The organism is Brasilonema bromeliae SPC951 (genome assembly GCF_012912135.1).
GTDB classification, from domain to species: Bacteria; Cyanobacteriota; Cyanobacteriia; order Cyanobacteriales; family Nostocaceae; genus Brasilonema; species Brasilonema bromeliae.
This window is the reverse complement of sequence record NZ_QMEB01000012.1, coordinates 1-14778: the sequence shown is the minus strand read 5'-3', so window position 1 is coordinate 14778 and position 14778 is coordinate 1. Positions and strand designations below refer to the sequence as shown.

Below are 14778 nucleotides of genomic sequence, written 5' to 3'. Positions count from 1 at the left end.
GAGGAAACAAAAACTGCATGATCGCAGATGAAGTGAATAATTTTGTTACACATTGTAAAAGAATTCAACCCCAATCTCAGGAAGAGATTAAAAAATTTTTTGAGGGTGTTGTTAGTTTTCCTTACGATAACGAACTGCTATTGCAAGCTTATTTGTTCTTGAATATCGAACGGATATTTCCTTTCTGCTCTGAACTACTGTTATTTGAAAAGTCCCCAATCGCTGACTATACAGATTTGGGGAAGTGTGATTTCGTTTATCTGAGTTCATTCGGTAATATCTTCTTAATAGAAACTAAATTTATTGATACAGAAGCAACAGGAGCAACAGAAAGGAAAAGAAGAAATAAGCATAGAAATAAAGTTTTTGAGCAAGTCATAACTTTGAAAAGCAGATTTAGTGAGTATTGGAATATTAAGCTAGATCAATTAGAATGTGCTGTTTTTACAACAGATTCAGAAGTTGCTTGGCGAGGAACTGGAGTGAATGTTGTCACAAAATCAATTTCTATGGATAAACTCAAATATTGGAGAAGAAATTATAAAACAGAAGTCACAAGTCATAAGTCAGAATTCAGAATTCAAAATGAATTAGGTGGGTGTAAGTAAGTCGGCGTTAAAAAATCACCTATGTAACGAAATGTAAAATTAGCAAACAGCTTAGAAATAGGTTATTTCACAGTTTTTACAAAACTCAACATACATTGGTTTTATTGTGCCGACTTACTTATAACAGCCCAGAGAACTGAACGGGATAACCCTTTGGATCTCTCCTCCACAAGATGCTGCTTTGTATACCTGCAGGCATACAAAGCAGCATGTCTGTAAACGCATACGGTCAAAGCATTTTGTCACCGTGTAAGTATATAGCGCTTCTCGGTTGCCTGTAATACACTGTAGAGACGTAGCCCTAGTGGGTTGGGCAAACCCTCGACAAGGATGGACAACCCTTGTATTTTTGCGGCTTCCAATCAACTAGTTTGATTCAAATTTTTTGGTAGTGCCCTTCGGGTTCACCAGTCGCCTCAACGGGGGGGAACCCCCGCACGGCGCTGGATTCACCGCAAAAATACATCCAGATCTCGGGTTTTACGAGTAGACATTGTGGAGGGTTGTCCATCCTTGTCTATGAAAAATGAAGCGGAACGGTCACGCCTTACGGCTATTGTTTGTAGTGCCCCACTCTTAAAAAGTGAGGGCATTTTGGCGAAGATATTGACTATGAGAACTAGAAATACTCATTGTTTGAGTAACAAGAGTCCGGATACATCCGGAAAATCCTCAACTTGTGCGAAAAATAAAACGTTCCCCTTGAAGCTTTATTAGTAGAACTATAATCTCTGGAGGTATTAATGCCGCATTACTTTAGCACTCAGCCAACAACTGACCCCTCAAATACTCACTCTAAGGGTTCTACTGATGCCCATACTAATAATCTCATAGGGTTATCTATCATTTCCTTTCCTCTGTTTGTTTTACTAGGAATAATTACTTATAAAAAGTCTCGTGTTGCTGTTTACCGTAGAAGAATTGCTTTTCTAGAAAAAATTTGGTTAATGGATGTTAAAAATAATACTTATAGACAAGATTAAATACAAAAATAATAAAGTGACTTGTGCTTTTGTACAGCCACACACTTAGAACAAAGTTTAATAAAGGTTTCATAGGAATGTAGGGGTATAAGGAAAATGCATTTATTTTCTTATTCCCTTATTCCCTCACATCCCTAACTTTTCTCGTGGACAGCAGTTGCACGCTTTGCCTAGGGTGTCTGTAGGTATATTTTTAATTTTTTCTATGTGGGCGCAAGGCGTTGCGCCTGTGCACCCCTATACTCACTTTAAACTGCTACAATTCCCTGACGACAGGCTGACCATCTTTGACTTCGCCTACCAACACCACATCAGCACAGTTGACGAAGATACCATTTTCCAACACGCCGGGAATATTATTCAGTATTTTTTCGATATTTTCTGGGTCATCAATAGTGTCAAATTTGACATCTATAACCATGTTGCCTTGGTCGGTAATCACTGGACCAGCTTTTTTCACACCCATACGCAGTTCTGGTTTGCCACCAAGTTTTTTAAGTGCCAGGGTGACGGGAGTCACAGCCATTGGTATGACTTCTACAGGAACTGGAAAAACAGAACCCAGTCTATCAACTAATTTACCACCATCGACAACGACAATGAATCGGCTGGCTAAATAATCTACTACCTTTTCGCGGGTATGTGCTGCACCACCACCTTTAATCAAATTTTTTTGTGGATCAACTTCGTCTGCACCATCAATTGCAATATCAATGTGGTCAATCGCGTCTAGGGTGGTGAGTGGAATACCGTACTGCTTCGCCAGCACTTCTGCTTGAAACGAAGTGGGGACACCAACGATATCTTTGAGTTCGCCGGATTTGAGGCGATCGCCTATAAACTCAATTGCATATGCTGTCGTTGACCCCGTACCCAACCCAACAATAGAACCTGATTGTACCAGGGCGGCAGCGGCTTTGCCAACTTCCTGCTTGCTCAACTTTACGGGGTCTGTTGCTGCTGTCATTCCCAAAGCTCCTGAAAAACTTGCTATACAACATAGTAGAGGGCAAACCTGTTGTCGTAGAATCCGTTGCCTTTTTGTCAAAAAAGGTACTGCTAAATGAACTAGATAACAGTCAAAGTCAGAAGTTTACACAAATTTTCCGACTCATACAGACTATCATTGCTTTGCCGTCTAAGCTGGAGAGGCGATTGCCGGAGGCGCAGCTAGCTTAACGCGCGAAGTCTGCCGTGTCGAAGTTTCGATGCGGCGAGCTTCCTGTTTTTTGACAAATCGATACCGGACGCAAAATTTTTCGACAAACCAAAGTATCAAACTGCGAACGTAATACTTGGGCTGTGGTTGCATCATTTAACAACACACCCGCTTCAATGGTGTAATATCCAAGCTAAACAAAGGACAAAGATAAGATTTTCCCTTTTCTACATCTAAAACTTGCGGAAAGGACAAAGCCCACACTGCTTCCTGTTGACCTTTTTGCCCTTGGGTAACTTTTTGTCGTAGCTCTGAGAAGGTATCTGGCTCAATTAATACATGGTCGCGTACTAGGCTGACACCGCGCTGTTTTATTGCATCGCTATTAGCTTCAATCTTGGCGTTACTGTAATCATCTAGAGCTATGTAATCAAACCATGCGTTGAGAATTGCGTCTACCTTGCTAACTGCGTTCAAAACTATCTCCTGGTTGTTGTACTAGTTTCAGCTTCCTTATATACAACAGGTTTCAGTGATAATCCGGAAAATTAGCGCTAAATTATATTTTTTTTATTTGCACAGATTATGTGCTATGTAGCATAAATCACACCTAATCATCTTTCATGGTTACGCTTTTCGATTTCGGCGAAACCTTCTTCAATTAGCAGGACGTACCACACGAATCAACTTACAAAGCAAAGGTTCTTCTGTAGCGTAGACGCGTAGCGGTGAGACAGCGCTGCGGGAGGGTTTCCCTCCGCAGGCGACTGCGTTCACCGAAGGTGTGCCGAAGGCATACCCGAAGGGCTTGTCGTCAGACATCGCTTAGCTCAAATCTGAAGGCTACATACCATGAGCAGCAATCAAACCCTCCTTCGGTTACAATCAAAGAACCATTTGTGTAGGGTAAAGCAATGATAACTCAACTCATGGTACAACCATCATCGTTTATCCGTTCTGGAGTTAGGATGAGCCAGTTGGGTGAAGTCTACATCTTCAAATTTACTCATGAGTTGCAAGCTCGGTTTGAAGAATTACTCAACAAAAATAAGCAGGATGCGTTATCTCAAGCGGAACGGGCAGAACTAGATGGTATCTCTGAACTATCGCGGATTTTTACTTTAATTAATGCTCAATTGGCAGCGCAAGCAAAATGGTGTCCAAGGCAACTCGAAGATTTGTCCGACAACGAGCTAGATTCCTCTGCGAGTACTGCCATTCCCCCGAATACCTAAGTCCAGATCGTTTCACACTTGACCACATTTTGCCCCAATCTTTAGGCGGTTCAGATGATGACGAGAATTTAGCGTTGGCTTGTCATCGCTGCAACGAGCGTCACTATAATTTTACAACGGCTGTTGATCCAAAAACTCAGGAAAGCGTACCACTATTCAATCCACGTCAGCAACGCTGGGCAGAGCATTTTATTTGGACAGCCGATGGTTTGAGAATCTTGGGTGTGACAACTGTTGGACGTGCAATGCGTCACCTCAAAAATTGTGTTATATGTTGATATAGTAACATATACAACTCGAAATGATGCCTTTCCAGAAAAAAAATAAACTTGGAGCAACTTCTTTAAATGAAGAACCTTTTGACAAGTCCCCCGTGTGTTTCAATGTGCGGATAGGTGTAAAAGAAAAGCTAAAAGCCGTCCCTGACTGGAAGGAACGGTTAAGAAAATTGGTGGATGAGTTGATCGAAGAAACTGGGAATACTTCTCAATGAATGACGAGGCTTGTCTAGGTTATTGGCTACTTAGGACAAGCTCAATCACCTACCTGAACAAGATGACAAAGCCTTCTTGAGCAAAGTGCTGGTCATGGGTTAAAACTTCTGTGATGCCCAGTTGTCGCATAGTATTCATGGAGATACAGTCAGTTAGGCTATAACCTTTATCAAAACGGCTACGATATAACTCCAAACCAGCCAGGAAAGAAGCATGAGTCTGTTCAATTACTTGAATTTTGGTATTATTAAGAATATTGTCCACAAACTCCACAGTACGTTGCCGCATTCGAGTACCCGCTTCTGAGTAGAAAGTGAGCACTTCTGTCAACACTTCATCTGTAGTCACAATTTGGATTTGCCCCAGTGAGTTGCTGGTATTAAGAACTCGATTGTACCAATCATCTCCTGGATTGATTAAAGCAACCCAGTAGAAAGTATCTGCAAATAGCGTCTTCATGATTTCCGTTTAGGAATGCCATAGATGTAATGATCATGTTGCTCGGCACCATCTGATGGCAGTTGACGAATTTCTTCTTCGGTCATATCTTGAGTGATTTGTTGAGCGATTTCCCAGATAGGTTTATCCGTTCCAGAATCTATCTGATGTTCTTGTTTTTTCAGGTAAGTGCTGAGAATTGTCTTGAGAGCATCAACAACACTTTCAACAGAATCACCTTGTACTTGACTCCCTTCAATTTCAGGGCTGTAGGCAGAATAACCTAATTGAGTTTTTTCAATTTGGATACTAATTTTTGCGTTCATTGTTTTGTCTCCTTTTCTCTATATTGGCATTGGCGTTAGCCTGTGTGAAGCACGTATCGTTTTACCGTCAACAAAATCATGGCAGCATAGCTTAAGTAGAAATTACGCATACTCATTTTTCACGCTTACGCTTTTCGATTTCGGCGATCGGCAAGAATATATTTGTCTCAATTTCCTTTGTAACTTCATCACTTTTAAGAAAACCATTTTTCAGACAATCTACTAGTATATTATTAGCCAAATAATACTGTTTTAATAGATTTTCATGCTCTGAACTAAATATCCAGATATAATCAATATAATTTTCCTTCTTCTTCTGTTTTGGTTGGGTTTCTCTAAGCATTGTTTTAATTTTAATAATGTTGTGAGCGTTATAGAAAACGCCGCAGATAATACCGTCTGAAGTAGAAGATAGGTGACTAGCTATCCTAAATTTATAAGTGGAATTCAATCCACCATATAGTTCAAAATAAAACGCTCGAATAACTTCTAGTTTATAGGGAAAATCAACTATTTGAGATGTTTGAAATATCCAAAAGAGAAATTTCTGTATTTTCGATTCATCAACTACAAGGTGATCGGCTTTTTGTTTCATTAACTGTAATAAAACATCTACAGGCTCATACATCATAACTACTAATAAAAAAATCTCTCGCCAGTTCATCTCTATAATATGATTCACTAAATCATTCCAGTTACTCCGCTCGCAAAACCACTTCGCCACAAAATACTCTTGAAACGTTAGATGTGAAAACGACCAAACCTTCTGCGCCCTTTCAATCAATAACCCATGCTGCGCCTCAATCGCCCGCAACACCACTCGACTATCCCGCCGCGAAATCTCCAAAAACTCTGCAATATACCCTTCAATCTCCTCCTGCTCAAACAGCACATATTGTGGTTGTTCAAACTTCTTCACCGCCAAATAGCTCAAAAGTTCCTGCTTTCGCTCTACGGATAAATCTCGATAAATTTCATCCCGCTCAATTTCCCGCGACTTGTCCCACTTCTCCAGTAGTAACTCTAATCCTTCCTCATACAGTTTCGATCGCTTTGAGTAAAACTTCCCCTGCACCTGAAACACAGCACAGGTTAAACTTAGCAGAATTGGCGTAATCGCTAACTCCCGAATGGGCTTATTTTCTTCTATATAAAGCTTGTCTAAAAATTGCCTTGCCTTTGCCTGTCCTTCCTCTGCATCAGAACAAACTGCCTTAAACCAGTGTTTTGCAAATGCGTTTACCTGCGTTTCATCAAAGTCTGCTACTTCCACATAGTCGAAACGCTCAAATCGCGATTCTTGGCTTTGCGTTCGACAAGTCACAATCAACTGATTCTGTGGATAGGTACGGGTAAATTGTTTGATTTGTTTGGATATCACCCGTCCATCTACCCCCGTCACCTCATCTAAACCATCCAGCAAAATCAATGCTTTGCCTTGACTCAGAACTAATTCAGTCTCAGCTTCAGACAATCGCCATTGTTGAGTGAGATAACGTTCTAGACTATATTCAAATTTACGACCATCATCCACAAATTCCCGCAACTTAATCAACACAGGAATCCGATGTGGCTGCAATCTTCCTTCATTGCATTCGGTGACAATATGCTGTAGATAAGTTGTTTTACCGGAACCCGGCTTCCCCAGTACCATCAAATTGGTATTTTTCGCCAGCACTGTTAACCCAGATACTCGTTGTTGATGCTTTCCTAAGCCAATGCGATCCAAACTGCGATCACTGGAATATTCTGGAACGCTAGCGATAAAATCTTGCCACAGATCACCTAGTTCTGATTTGCGACTACTGCTGACTTCCTGCAGGATATTAACATTCACAAACAACTCACCCAAATCTACCCAATGATCAACGCCCAAAAGTGGCATCGTACCATGTAAGCGTTGGATGTCATCGTGAAAACGTAAGCGCACCTTTTGCACAACGTCATCAACTGAAAGCTGGTTTTGGTTTAATTTTGCGGGTTGAATTGCTTCTGTATCTGCATTTTGGGAAAAGCGATAAGCCGGAGGCTTTAGCTTGTGCGTATCGCCAAACTGACTATTTTGCGCTTCAGTGACATTATTGATGTACTTGGCGACTTGAAAATTTATCGACTGGTTGCCCTTAAAGCAAGCCTTCAAAGCTTCGATTTCCTCATCACTTGGAGTGCGTCCCACAAGGTTTTCAAAAACAACTTTTAGTTCATCTAGTTCATCAGGGGTAGGCATTGCTCATTTGCTCATTCTTCTTCTAACTAGAGAAATTAGTTTTTGTGAATGACATCACCAAAATGAGCATCCTTGACTTCGTTAATGTTATTGATTTGTTTAGCGTGCTGGTTTATAGTCTCAGCAATTTTATTAATTTTTTGTGTTGCTTGTGGCTTAACTTCTTCCCATCCCTTATCAGGTAAACCTTTCCCACCTCGCAGCTTGGCAATAACAAAATCTCCTCCTGTCATATCAAATTGAGGAGTTTGCTCTTTATCTAACTTTCTCGCACTTTCAGGTACGGTTTTACCCAAATGATTCATCAAATTAGAAAGTCGTATTCATCATCAACCTGTACCGCAATATAATTGCCTCGGCTAGACGACACCCCATTGCCGCATTTTCAAAATCTAATCCCAGGTAACATTTTTGTACAGCGACATTTTCATTTCGTTGAGCAAGCATTTTTACAACTCCCACAGTGATTTCTGTAAAAGGTGCGATAAGCCGGAGGCTTGACGCTACGCGTATCGCACGTTGGGTTGTTGTTAAAAGTTTGAGTCCACTTTGAAACAGTTGAACAATTTCAGTGGCTCAAACTCCTGATTCCTCGTTCTACAGTGTAAATGCTATGAAAAAAAATTGAACAATAACTGTCTGACTGATTAGGCACAGCCATTTGCTCACATATAAACCTGTTGAACAATTTTAGAACCGAAAGACCTTAAATTTTCGCATCCCACCATGTAGATGGTAGAAAAATCGTGGTGAACGTGGCTCCAGCAATTGTTAAACTGTTTTATCCATTGTTTAATCGCATTTTTTATTGTTCAACCGAATTATTCCTCCACATCCTCCACATTAGCTGAAATTATATTATTCCACCGTCACAGACTTCGCTAAATTCCTCGGCTGGTCAACATCCAAACCGCGAAGCGCCGCAATATGATAAGCCAACAATTGCAGGGGAATAACTGTGAGAATTGGGGAAAGCAATTCATCAACTTTGGAAACTGGGATAAAGTCGTTAAAGATTTCTGCTGCTTCCCCATGATTAAATGGAGTCACTCCAATTAAGCGAGAATCACGCGCTTTGGCTTCTTGGGCGTTAGAAATGACTTTTTCGTAAACACTTCCGGGTGTGGCGATCGCCACAACTGGAACTTTCGCATCCAACAAAGCGATCGGTCCATGCTTCATTTCTCCAGCCGGATATCCTTCTGCATGAATATAGCTAATTTCCTTTAATTTCAACGCCCCTTCTAAAGCAATAGGAAAGTTAATCCCTCTTCCCAAAAAGATGAAATCTTTGGTTTCTGCAAACTCATGCGCTAATTGTCCAATAGACTCTTCTTGCTTTTCCAAAGTTGCTTCAATTTCACCAGGAATTTGCCGCAACCCGTCAATAATCTCTTGCAATTTCGTAGAAGAAATCGTTTGACGAAGATATGCCAAATCCAATGCTAATGCATAAAATGCCATCAGTTGGGCAATAAAAGTTTTCGTTGCGGCCACCCCAATTTCAATTCCCGCCAGAGTATTAATAATTTGAGTTACCATATGACCCAGAGTACTTTCTGGGCGATTGGTAATTCCTAATAATCGTGCTTGATATTTTGGTTCTTTATCCTGACGACGTTCTTTTTCCATCGCCAAGGCTGCTAGCGTATCAGCGGTTTCACCAGACTGCGTAACACCAATCGTCAGAGTATTGGGTGTCAGGGGTGATGGTGCATAACGAAATTCAGAAGCGTAATGTACTTGCGTTGGAATTCCTGCCAGTTGTTCAATTAAATATTTACCGACTAATGCTGCGTGCCAACTTGTACCACAAGCAACAATTTGAATTTGTTCTAAATTAGCGTAAATCTCTGCAGGTAAACCAAGTTTAATGGGAGAATTTGTAGAATCACCAACACTCCAATCAGCACTGAAGTAAGCATCCAAACAAGCCCGTACAACTGCTGGTTGTTCGTAAATTTCCTTAAGCATGAAGTGCTTGAATCCCTGCTTTTCCACCATTGTGGGATTCAAGTTAAGCAGGCGGGGCTGTTTTTTCAACCTTTCACCTGCAAAGTTGTAAACCTCAACACCCAGAGGTGTCAGACGTGCCAATTCCCTATTGTCTAGAGGTAAAACCGCACGGGTATGAGAAATAATCGCTGGTGTGTCGGAAGCGCAGAAGAATTCTCCTTGCCCAAAACCAATCACCATAGGTGCTTGTTGTCGGACGACGATGAGTTCGTCGGGGTAGTCAGCACTGATGAGTGCGATCGCAAACGCCCCCCTAAGTTTATCAACAGTATCCCGAACAGCTTCAAGCAACAAAGAAGGACAGAAGGGAGAAACAGAAGAAGGGGGATGTTTGAAAAACTCAGCGATTAGGTGGGGGATAACCTCAACATCAGTCTCTGAGAGAAACTGGTATCCTTTCTGTTTTAGTTCCTCGCGCAACTCGCTGTAATTTTCAATAATCCCATTAACCACTACTGCTATTCGCATAGCCGCATCCATATGGGGATGGGCATTATACTCCTCAGGTTTACCATGAGTTGCCCAGCGAGTGTGACCAATACCAATTTGAGAAGGTGTTTCGACTTGTTCTAGCTTAGAACGCAGATTATAAAGTTTACCCTTTGCCCGGACACAATTCACTTCACCTTCCCATATCGTGGCGATTCCCGCAGAATCGTATCCCCGATACTCTAGTTTTTCCAACCCAGATAGCAGAATTTCTGTTGCTGCTTGAGTGCCAATATACCCAACGATTCCGCACATTTGATCACACCACTCTTGTTATAGGACTAATAAACACAGTATAGTCAACAGCACAAAGGTAGCATTTTGGCAAAAAAATGACTTTGTTGTATACAGTTATAGCTATATGAGGAAAGCCTGTCAGTGCGTGCAACCAGATGCAATCTATAGCAGTTGCCAGGTAGGTTAGGACATGAACTAATGAGAAAATACGGACACCACGAGACTTTCAAGCCTGTTCCCTGTTAAGCGTTCCCTGTTAAGCGTTCCCTGTTCCCTGCTATATCAGTATTGCGATTTCTTTCAAAATTTTACATTAAGTTCATAAAATTGCAGGCTGGACATGACTCACCATTGTTGTAAATGGTACGTAATGCCCAGCCCCCACTACTAATAAGTGCTTGCTATCGAGAGAATAAATTGCCTTCCGAAGGGAAAATTTAGTAAGCCAAACCCATACTACGAGTCGTTTCAGCTCCTAAATAAACGCGGATGCTTAAAAAGTCGGTAGGACAAGCCGTTTCACATCGCTTGCAGCCCACACAATCTTCTGTGCGGGGAGAAGAAGCGATTTGAGCAGCTTTGCAGCCATCCCAGGGAACCATCTCTAGTACGTCAGTGGGGCAAGCACGAACGCATTGTGTACAGCCGATGCAGGTATCGTAGATTTTTACGGTATGAGACATTGAAAAAAAGCTCCTTTGAGAGAGTTTTTCTGGTGTGAAAGAATCATAATCATGGCTTAGTTTACCGCAGTGGCTGATCTTCCGTAATTAAAAGGCTACATAACTTTAAAGAATGTAATAAGCACCTTTAAATTGCAGTCAAGCTATTGTGCATTTAAGTAAGGATGTATTGCGTAGCTCTAATGACTGTCTGGCATGGATTTGGTGATGATGAATTTTGAGTTTTGGATTGCCTAAGTTGAGTATTTAGTCCTGTATCAATCTCCTTTCAAGCACCAGCTTTTTGAGCACGGGTCGTATTATATAGACATGTGAATCAAAAGTCAACAAAAAGGAGTGCTTGGGGGCGTTGAAGATATAACTTGTTTGTTAATAACTTTTTCAAGAAATGGCAGTTCTGCGTGTTCAAATGACTGAGATTTTTATCAAAATATTAATTAATGTAAATAATCTTAGTAAAGATTTGGATTCATCATATGAGAGTGCGTCAAGCCGGAGGCTTATCGCACTCTCATACCAAATACGCAAAAATAGTATTGTGTCATTTGTAATCCTAATAGATAGGGCTTGAGTCTACTGACAGAATAAGCTATATACAGTGGAACCATCCCAAGGCGTGTGAACTGCATTTGGCTTCAAAAGCGAACATTTAGGATGGTTCCGATACAGTGACAAGTTCTTGAACACACGGTGACTTAAATGCTGGGTCAAACAATATGTGGACGCTACCGCATTATCCGACAGATAGGAAAAGGTGGGTTTGGTGTCACTTTCTTAGCTGAAGATACGCAACGACCGGGAAATCCTCAGTGCGTTGTCAAGCAATTGAAACCTCAGTCTGATGACTCCTACACTCTACACCACGCGAAACGTTTTTTTGACCAGGAAGCAGAAATACTGGAAATCTTAGGAAATCATGACCAAATCCCAAGACTTTTAGCACATTGTACAGAAAACCAAGAATTTTATATCGTTCAGGAATACATTAAAGGTCAAGACCTCAACCAAGAAGTCTTTTCCAAAAGACAACTCAGTGAAGCTGAGGTGATAAAGCTTTTAAAACAGATTTTAGAGGTCTTAGCCTTTGTTCATCAAAAACGAGTTATTCACCGCGATTTAAAACCCTCGAATATTATGCGACGTGAGTCAGATGGCAAGATTGTATTGATTGACTTTGGTGCAGTCAAGCAAGTCACCACTCAAATCGCTAATCCTCAAGGAGAAACTCAGTTTACTGTTGCTATTGGTACTCCTGGTTATGTGGCAAGCGAACAAGCAAACGGCAAACCAACATTAAGCAGTGACATCTATGCACTTGGAGTTATTTGTATTCAAGCTTTGACAGGGATTCATCCCGATCCAAGACGCCGAGGATTCCCAACAGACTCCAAGACAGGAGAAATTATTTGGCGAAATCAAGCACAGGTTAGTCCAAAGCTAGCCAATATTATAGACAAAATGGTTCGTTATGACTACCGTCAGCGTTACCAGTCAGCAGATGAAGCTTTGGAAGCTTTAAAAACATTACTACCTAAGAAATTTTTAATTGGATCGGGAATTGCAGCAGTACTTGCTATAAGTCTTCCTGCAATTTCTATTTTTAAACCTCCTACTCCAGAAAGTTTTCTACAATATGAAAATTCTAATTTTGGAATAAAAATAAAATATCCTCAAAGCTGGCAAAGGCAAGATATAAACAACCCTGTTACCAAAGAAGTGGTTGCATTTGTATCACCCCAACAAAGCGATGTAGATAAATTTAAAGAAAAGGTAATTATAAGCGTTGAAGAGTTCTCAGGAACGTTAGATGAATTTAGCAAGTCTTCAGTTCAAGAAATTAAAAAGAATACACCAGATGCCAATGTCAGTACAAGTGAAACTTCTTTTGCCAATAAACTAGGAAAGGAATTAGTGTTTCCTGGGAAAACAGGAGAAAATAGTTTACAAAATTTGCAAGTTTTTACTTTAAAAGGTGATAAAGCATATGTCATTACTTACACAGCAGAAAAAGATAATTATGATGAGTTTCTCAAAACAGTAGAGAAAATGATTAAATCATTTGAAATTCAGTAACGAGCATATAGCAGTCCGAATGGAATCGTGAGAAAATACGTAGGTTTAACATCAAAAATAAATGTAAAATTTAATTGATTTATGGCGATTAAAAATCGCGGCTACACAGACCAAACCCGCCTGCGCGGGTTATTTTTTTAAGTCCACGTAGGTGGTGAGACAGCGCTGCAGGAGGGTTTCCCTCCGTAGGCGACTGCGTTCACCGAAGGTGTGCCGAAGGCATACCCGAAGGGACTTTGTTTGTGTAGTAGCGAATTCTATTCGCCCAATTGTTTCCAAATTTCTCATGAATGATTTAGGATTGCTATATGTCCGCCGCGAGTGAAACGTAAGCGCTAAGCGTGCCGTATTTCCTGCAAAGACGCTGCGATAGCCGTAAGGCGTGGCCGTTCCCACTAGGCATACAAAGCAGCGTGTCCCTTTGCGACTGGTGCTATCGCAAGGATTTTCGGGACTTTACTTCCCGTTACAATAGAATACTAGTTAGGAGGAATAGCTATGCCAACTACTGACCAAAGTATCCAAGAAGTTTATCGATATGTTGTCGATACCCTGTCACTGAGCGAGAGGCTTCGTCTAGCAGCTCTTATTCTGAATGATTTAACCCAGCAAAATATTACTGTCATTGATAGTAGCGATACTTGGAGTGAGTCAGATCAGCTTGAATTAACAACCTTCTCCTTACAGTATGCAGCTAGTCTTTTCTCTGAAAGCGAGGAGACAACCCAGTGACATTCAATCCTGGTGATGTCGTCACAGTCGATTTTCCTGGTGTCACTGGTGTTATATGAAAGCATACGAGTTTCCAGCTAAAGTCACAACCGAAGGCAAAATTGAATTACCTGATACAGTTTTGCAGCAGTTACCGCATAATCAGCAAGTTAAAGTTATTATTCTAGTTAATGAGCCGAGCGAAGACAAAGAAGATGACGAAGCTTGGCGTCGTCTTCCTTCCGAGCAATTATCCAAAGGCTATAGCGAAAAGGCTCAAGAACATATAGAGGAACTTTTAATTGAGGGACTGGAGAGTGGAGAGACAATTGAAGTTACTGATGAATGGTGGGAGCAAAAGCGCACATACCTGATGAACAAGCTACGTCAGGGACAATAATGACAAAGCGGATAATTATCACACCTAAAGCAAGTTTGGATATAGATGAGCATTTTGCTTACATTGCCCAACAAAACCCTGATGCTGCACTCCATTTTTTTGACGCTGTTAGAGAAACTTTTGCACAGTTAGCAAGAATGTCTGGAATGGGTAGTTTGTATCAAGTGCAGAATCCTCGTTTACAAGAGTTGCGTAAGTGGGCTGTCAAGGATTTTAAAAAGTATCTCATTTTTTACTTTGAACAAGACGAAAATATCCAAATTGTACGGATTCTCTATGCAGGCAGAGATATTGAGAGGATTTTAGAACAGGAATGATAATGGGTAGGCGACGCTTTTCAGGTAGCCGGATAGCTTCCAGTACAGAATCAGGAATCGATAGTTGCAGACTCATGTTGTTTGCTTACCCAATAGCAAAACTGCTGATGTTTCAATTATGCTGTCAAAATCCAATAGCAAGTCACGTCCTGACTAAGAATCATCTACCCATCACTCCGCCTGCCTACTGCTGAAGCTTTCTAATCAACTCCAGCACTTTTTGGTAATTAGCTGTATTTCCTTGTTGTCGAAACAAGTCAGCTGCTTTCTGCAAATCAGCAATTCCTCCCTGCTTGTCTCCCAACTCGGCGCGGGCATTACCCCGGTTGCCATAAGCTAAAGCATTGTTGGGATTAATCCGCAGTGCTTGGTTGTAATCAGC

General features: G+C 41.0%; 21 protein-coding genes. 9 read left to right on the top strand and 12 right to left on the bottom strand.

The genetic code is table 11. From position 1 onward, the window contains the following. The first annotated feature begins 17 nt into the window (after window positions 1–17). The gene (locus tag DP116_RS02940) at window positions 18–608 is read left to right on the top strand and encodes a hypothetical protein (protein WP_169153746.1); all 591 of its coding nucleotides are present in this window, start codon (window positions 18–20) and stop codon (window positions 606–608) included. A 743-nt stretch (window positions 609–1351) separates the two neighbouring features. After that, window positions 1352–1591 (top strand): hypothetical protein, encoded by a 240-nt coding sequence (locus DP116_RS02935; RefSeq protein WP_048868164.1) that lies wholly within the window; start codon window positions 1352–1354, stop codon window positions 1589–1591. Between the two features lie 256 nt (window positions 1592–1847). Here DP116_RS02935 and rpiA read toward each other — a convergent pair whose 3' ends face one another. The 4 genes from rpiA to DP116_RS02915 all read right to left on the bottom strand — a co-directional run bounded on the left by rpiA (window position 1848) and on the right by DP116_RS02915 (window position 3572). Continuing rightward, window positions 1848–2558, bottom strand: coding sequence for a ribose-5-phosphate isomerase RpiA (gene rpiA, locus DP116_RS02930; protein ID WP_169153745.1), 711 nt, complete (start codon window positions 2556–2558; stop codon window positions 1848–1850). Between the two features lie 171 nt (window positions 2559–2729). Continuing rightward, window positions 2730–2906 (bottom strand): hypothetical protein, encoded by a 177-nt coding sequence (locus tag DP116_RS02925; RefSeq protein WP_169153744.1) that lies wholly within the window; start codon window positions 2904–2906, stop codon window positions 2730–2732. Further along, window positions 2907–3227, bottom strand: a complete 321-nt coding sequence (locus DP116_RS02920) for a hypothetical protein (protein ID WP_169153743.1) — start codon at window positions 3225–3227, stop codon at window positions 2907–2909. A gap of 180 nt (window positions 3228–3407) precedes the next feature. After that, window positions 3408–3572 (bottom strand): hypothetical protein, encoded by a 165-nt coding sequence (locus tag DP116_RS02915; RefSeq protein ID WP_169153742.1) that lies wholly within the window; start codon window positions 3570–3572, stop codon window positions 3408–3410. A gap of 92 nt (window positions 3573–3664) precedes the next feature. Between DP116_RS02915 and DP116_RS02910 the strand changes: the two genes are divergently transcribed. From DP116_RS02910 to DP116_RS02900, 3 genes are read left to right on the top strand one after another with little or no spacing between them, the layout of a single operon-like run. Beyond that, window positions 3665–3985 carry a hypothetical protein gene (locus tag DP116_RS02910; RefSeq protein WP_169153741.1) on the top strand — a complete coding sequence of 107 codons (321 nt, stop codon included), beginning with the start codon at window positions 3665–3667 and terminating at the stop codon, window positions 3983–3985. A gap of 29 nt (window positions 3986–4014) precedes the next feature. Continuing rightward, complete coding sequence (locus tag DP116_RS02905) at window positions 4015–4263, top strand: HNH endonuclease (protein ID WP_339381591.1); 249 nt, start codon at window positions 4015–4017, stop codon at window positions 4261–4263. Between the two features lie 23 nt (window positions 4264–4286). Further along, the gene (locus DP116_RS02900; protein WP_339381590.1) at window positions 4287–4478 is read left to right on the top strand and encodes a hypothetical protein; all 192 of its coding nucleotides are present in this window, start codon (window positions 4287–4289) and stop codon (window positions 4476–4478) included. Between the two features lie 49 nt (window positions 4479–4527). Here the strand turns inward: DP116_RS02900 and DP116_RS02895 are convergent, their stop codons facing one another. The 7 genes from DP116_RS02895 to psaC all read right to left on the bottom strand — a co-directional run bounded on the left by DP116_RS02895 (window position 4528) and on the right by psaC (window position 10895). Beyond that, entirely contained in the window at window positions 4528–4938 is a 411-nt protein-coding gene (locus tag DP116_RS02895) for a type II toxin-antitoxin system VapC family toxin (protein WP_169153739.1), read from the bottom strand. Beyond that, window positions 4935–5243 carry a hypothetical protein gene (locus tag DP116_RS02890; protein WP_169153738.1) on the bottom strand — a complete coding sequence of 103 codons (309 nt, stop codon included), beginning with the start codon at window positions 5241–5243 and terminating at the stop codon, window positions 4935–4937. Before DP116_RS02890 ends, DP116_RS02895 begins: the two co-directional genes overlap by 4 nt. 112 nt (window positions 5244–5355) lie before the next feature. Beyond that, window positions 5356–7470 (bottom strand): NACHT domain-containing protein, encoded by a 2115-nt coding sequence (locus DP116_RS02885; RefSeq protein ID WP_169153737.1) that lies wholly within the window; start codon window positions 7468–7470, stop codon window positions 5356–5358. 35 nt (window positions 7471–7505) lie between these two features. Beyond that, entirely contained in the window at window positions 7506–7778 is a 273-nt protein-coding gene (locus DP116_RS02880; RefSeq protein WP_169153736.1) for a hypothetical protein, read from the bottom strand. Between the two features lies 1 nt (window position 7779). Then, entirely contained in the window at window positions 7780–7917 is a 138-nt protein-coding gene (locus DP116_RS28945; protein ID WP_246275452.1) for a hypothetical protein, read from the bottom strand. Between the two features lie 411 nt (window positions 7918–8328). After that, window positions 8329–10230, bottom strand: a complete 1902-nt coding sequence (glmS, locus tag DP116_RS02870; RefSeq protein WP_169153735.1) for a glutamine--fructose-6-phosphate transaminase (isomerizing) — start codon at window positions 10228–10230, stop codon at window positions 8329–8331. A gap of 419 nt (window positions 10231–10649) precedes the next feature. Continuing rightward, on the bottom strand, window positions 10650–10895 hold the full coding sequence (gene psaC / locus DP116_RS02865) for a photosystem I iron-sulfur center protein PsaC (protein WP_012411495.1): 246 nt from the start codon (window positions 10893–10895) through the stop codon (window positions 10650–10652). A gap of 699 nt (window positions 10896–11594) precedes the next feature. Between psaC and DP116_RS02860 the strand changes: the two genes are divergently transcribed. From DP116_RS02860 to DP116_RS02845, 4 genes are all read left to right on the top strand, one after another. Beyond that, complete coding sequence (locus tag DP116_RS02860) at window positions 11595–12968, top strand: serine/threonine-protein kinase (protein WP_169153734.1); 1374 nt, start codon at window positions 11595–11597, stop codon at window positions 12966–12968. A gap of 498 nt (window positions 12969–13466) precedes the next feature. After that, complete coding sequence (locus tag DP116_RS02855; RefSeq protein ID WP_169153733.1) at window positions 13467–13700, top strand: hypothetical protein; 234 nt, start codon at window positions 13467–13469, stop codon at window positions 13698–13700. Between the two features lie 55 nt (window positions 13701–13755). Next, window positions 13756–14079: a hypothetical protein gene (locus DP116_RS28940; protein ID WP_169153732.1), complete on the top strand. Its 324-nt coding sequence runs from the start codon at window positions 13756–13758 to the stop codon at window positions 14077–14079. Beyond that, window positions 14079–14396: a type II toxin-antitoxin system RelE/ParE family toxin gene (locus DP116_RS02845; RefSeq protein WP_169153731.1), complete on the top strand. Its 318-nt coding sequence runs from the start codon at window positions 14079–14081 to the stop codon at window positions 14394–14396. Before DP116_RS28940 ends, DP116_RS02845 begins: the two co-directional genes overlap by 1 nt. 184 nt (window positions 14397–14580) lie before the next feature. Here the strand turns inward: DP116_RS02845 and DP116_RS02840 are convergent. Continuing rightward, window positions 14581–14778: tetratricopeptide repeat protein (locus DP116_RS02840; protein ID WP_169153730.1), on the bottom strand; the 198-nt coding region annotated here is incomplete at its 5' end.

What these genes read in the sequence shown, in the direction of transcription:
- DP116_RS02940 (WP_169153746.1), top strand. Translation starts at nt 18, where the DNA reads ATGATCGCAGATGAAGTGAATAATTTTGTTACACATTGTAAAAGAATT.
- DP116_RS02935 (WP_048868164.1), top strand. Translation starts at nt 1,352, where the DNA reads ATGCCGCATTACTTTAGCACTCAGCCAACAACTGACCCCTCAAATACT.
- rpiA (WP_169153745.1), bottom strand. Translation starts at nt 2,558, where the DNA reads ATGACAGCAGCAACAGACCCCGTAAAGTTGAGCAAGCAGGAAGTTGGC.
- DP116_RS02925 (WP_169153744.1), bottom strand. Translation starts at nt 2,906, where the DNA reads ATGATGCAACCACAGCCCAAGTATTACGTTCGCAGTTTGATACTTTGG.
- DP116_RS02915 (WP_169153742.1), bottom strand. Translation starts at nt 3,572, where the DNA reads ATGTCTGACGACAAGCCCTTCGGGTATGCCTTCGGCACACCTTCGGTG.
- DP116_RS02910 (WP_169153741.1), top strand. Translation starts at nt 3,665, where the DNA reads ATGATAACTCAACTCATGGTACAACCATCATCGTTTATCCGTTCTGGA.
- DP116_RS02900 (WP_339381590.1), top strand. Translation starts at nt 4,287, where the DNA reads ATGATGCCTTTCCAGAAAAAAAATAAACTTGGAGCAACTTCTTTAAAT.
- DP116_RS02895 (WP_169153739.1), bottom strand. Translation starts at nt 4,938, where the DNA reads ATGAAGACGCTATTTGCAGATACTTTCTACTGGGTTGCTTTAATCAAT.
- DP116_RS02890 (WP_169153738.1), bottom strand. Translation starts at nt 5,243, where the DNA reads ATGAACGCAAAAATTAGTATCCAAATTGAAAAAACTCAATTAGGTTAT.
- DP116_RS02885 (WP_169153737.1), bottom strand. Translation starts at nt 7,470, where the DNA reads ATGCCTACCCCTGATGAACTAGATGAACTAAAAGTTGTTTTTGAAAAC.
- DP116_RS28945 (WP_246275452.1), bottom strand. Translation starts at nt 7,917, where the DNA reads ATGCTTGCTCAACGAAATGAAAATGTCGCTGTACAAAAATGTTACCTG.
- glmS (WP_169153735.1), bottom strand. Translation starts at nt 10,230, where the DNA reads ATGTGCGGAATCGTTGGGTATATTGGCACTCAAGCAGCAACAGAAATT.
- psaC (WP_012411495.1), bottom strand. Translation starts at nt 10,895, where the DNA reads ATGTCTCATACCGTAAAAATCTACGATACCTGCATCGGCTGTACACAA.
- DP116_RS02860 (WP_169153734.1), top strand. Translation starts at nt 11,595, where the DNA reads ATGCTGGGTCAAACAATATGTGGACGCTACCGCATTATCCGACAGATA.
- DP116_RS02855 (WP_169153733.1), top strand. Translation starts at nt 13,467, where the DNA reads ATGCCAACTACTGACCAAAGTATCCAAGAAGTTTATCGATATGTTGTC.
- DP116_RS28940 (WP_169153732.1), top strand. Translation starts at nt 13,756, where the DNA reads ATGAAAGCATACGAGTTTCCAGCTAAAGTCACAACCGAAGGCAAAATT.
- DP116_RS02845 (WP_169153731.1), top strand. Translation starts at nt 14,079, where the DNA reads ATGACAAAGCGGATAATTATCACACCTAAAGCAAGTTTGGATATAGAT.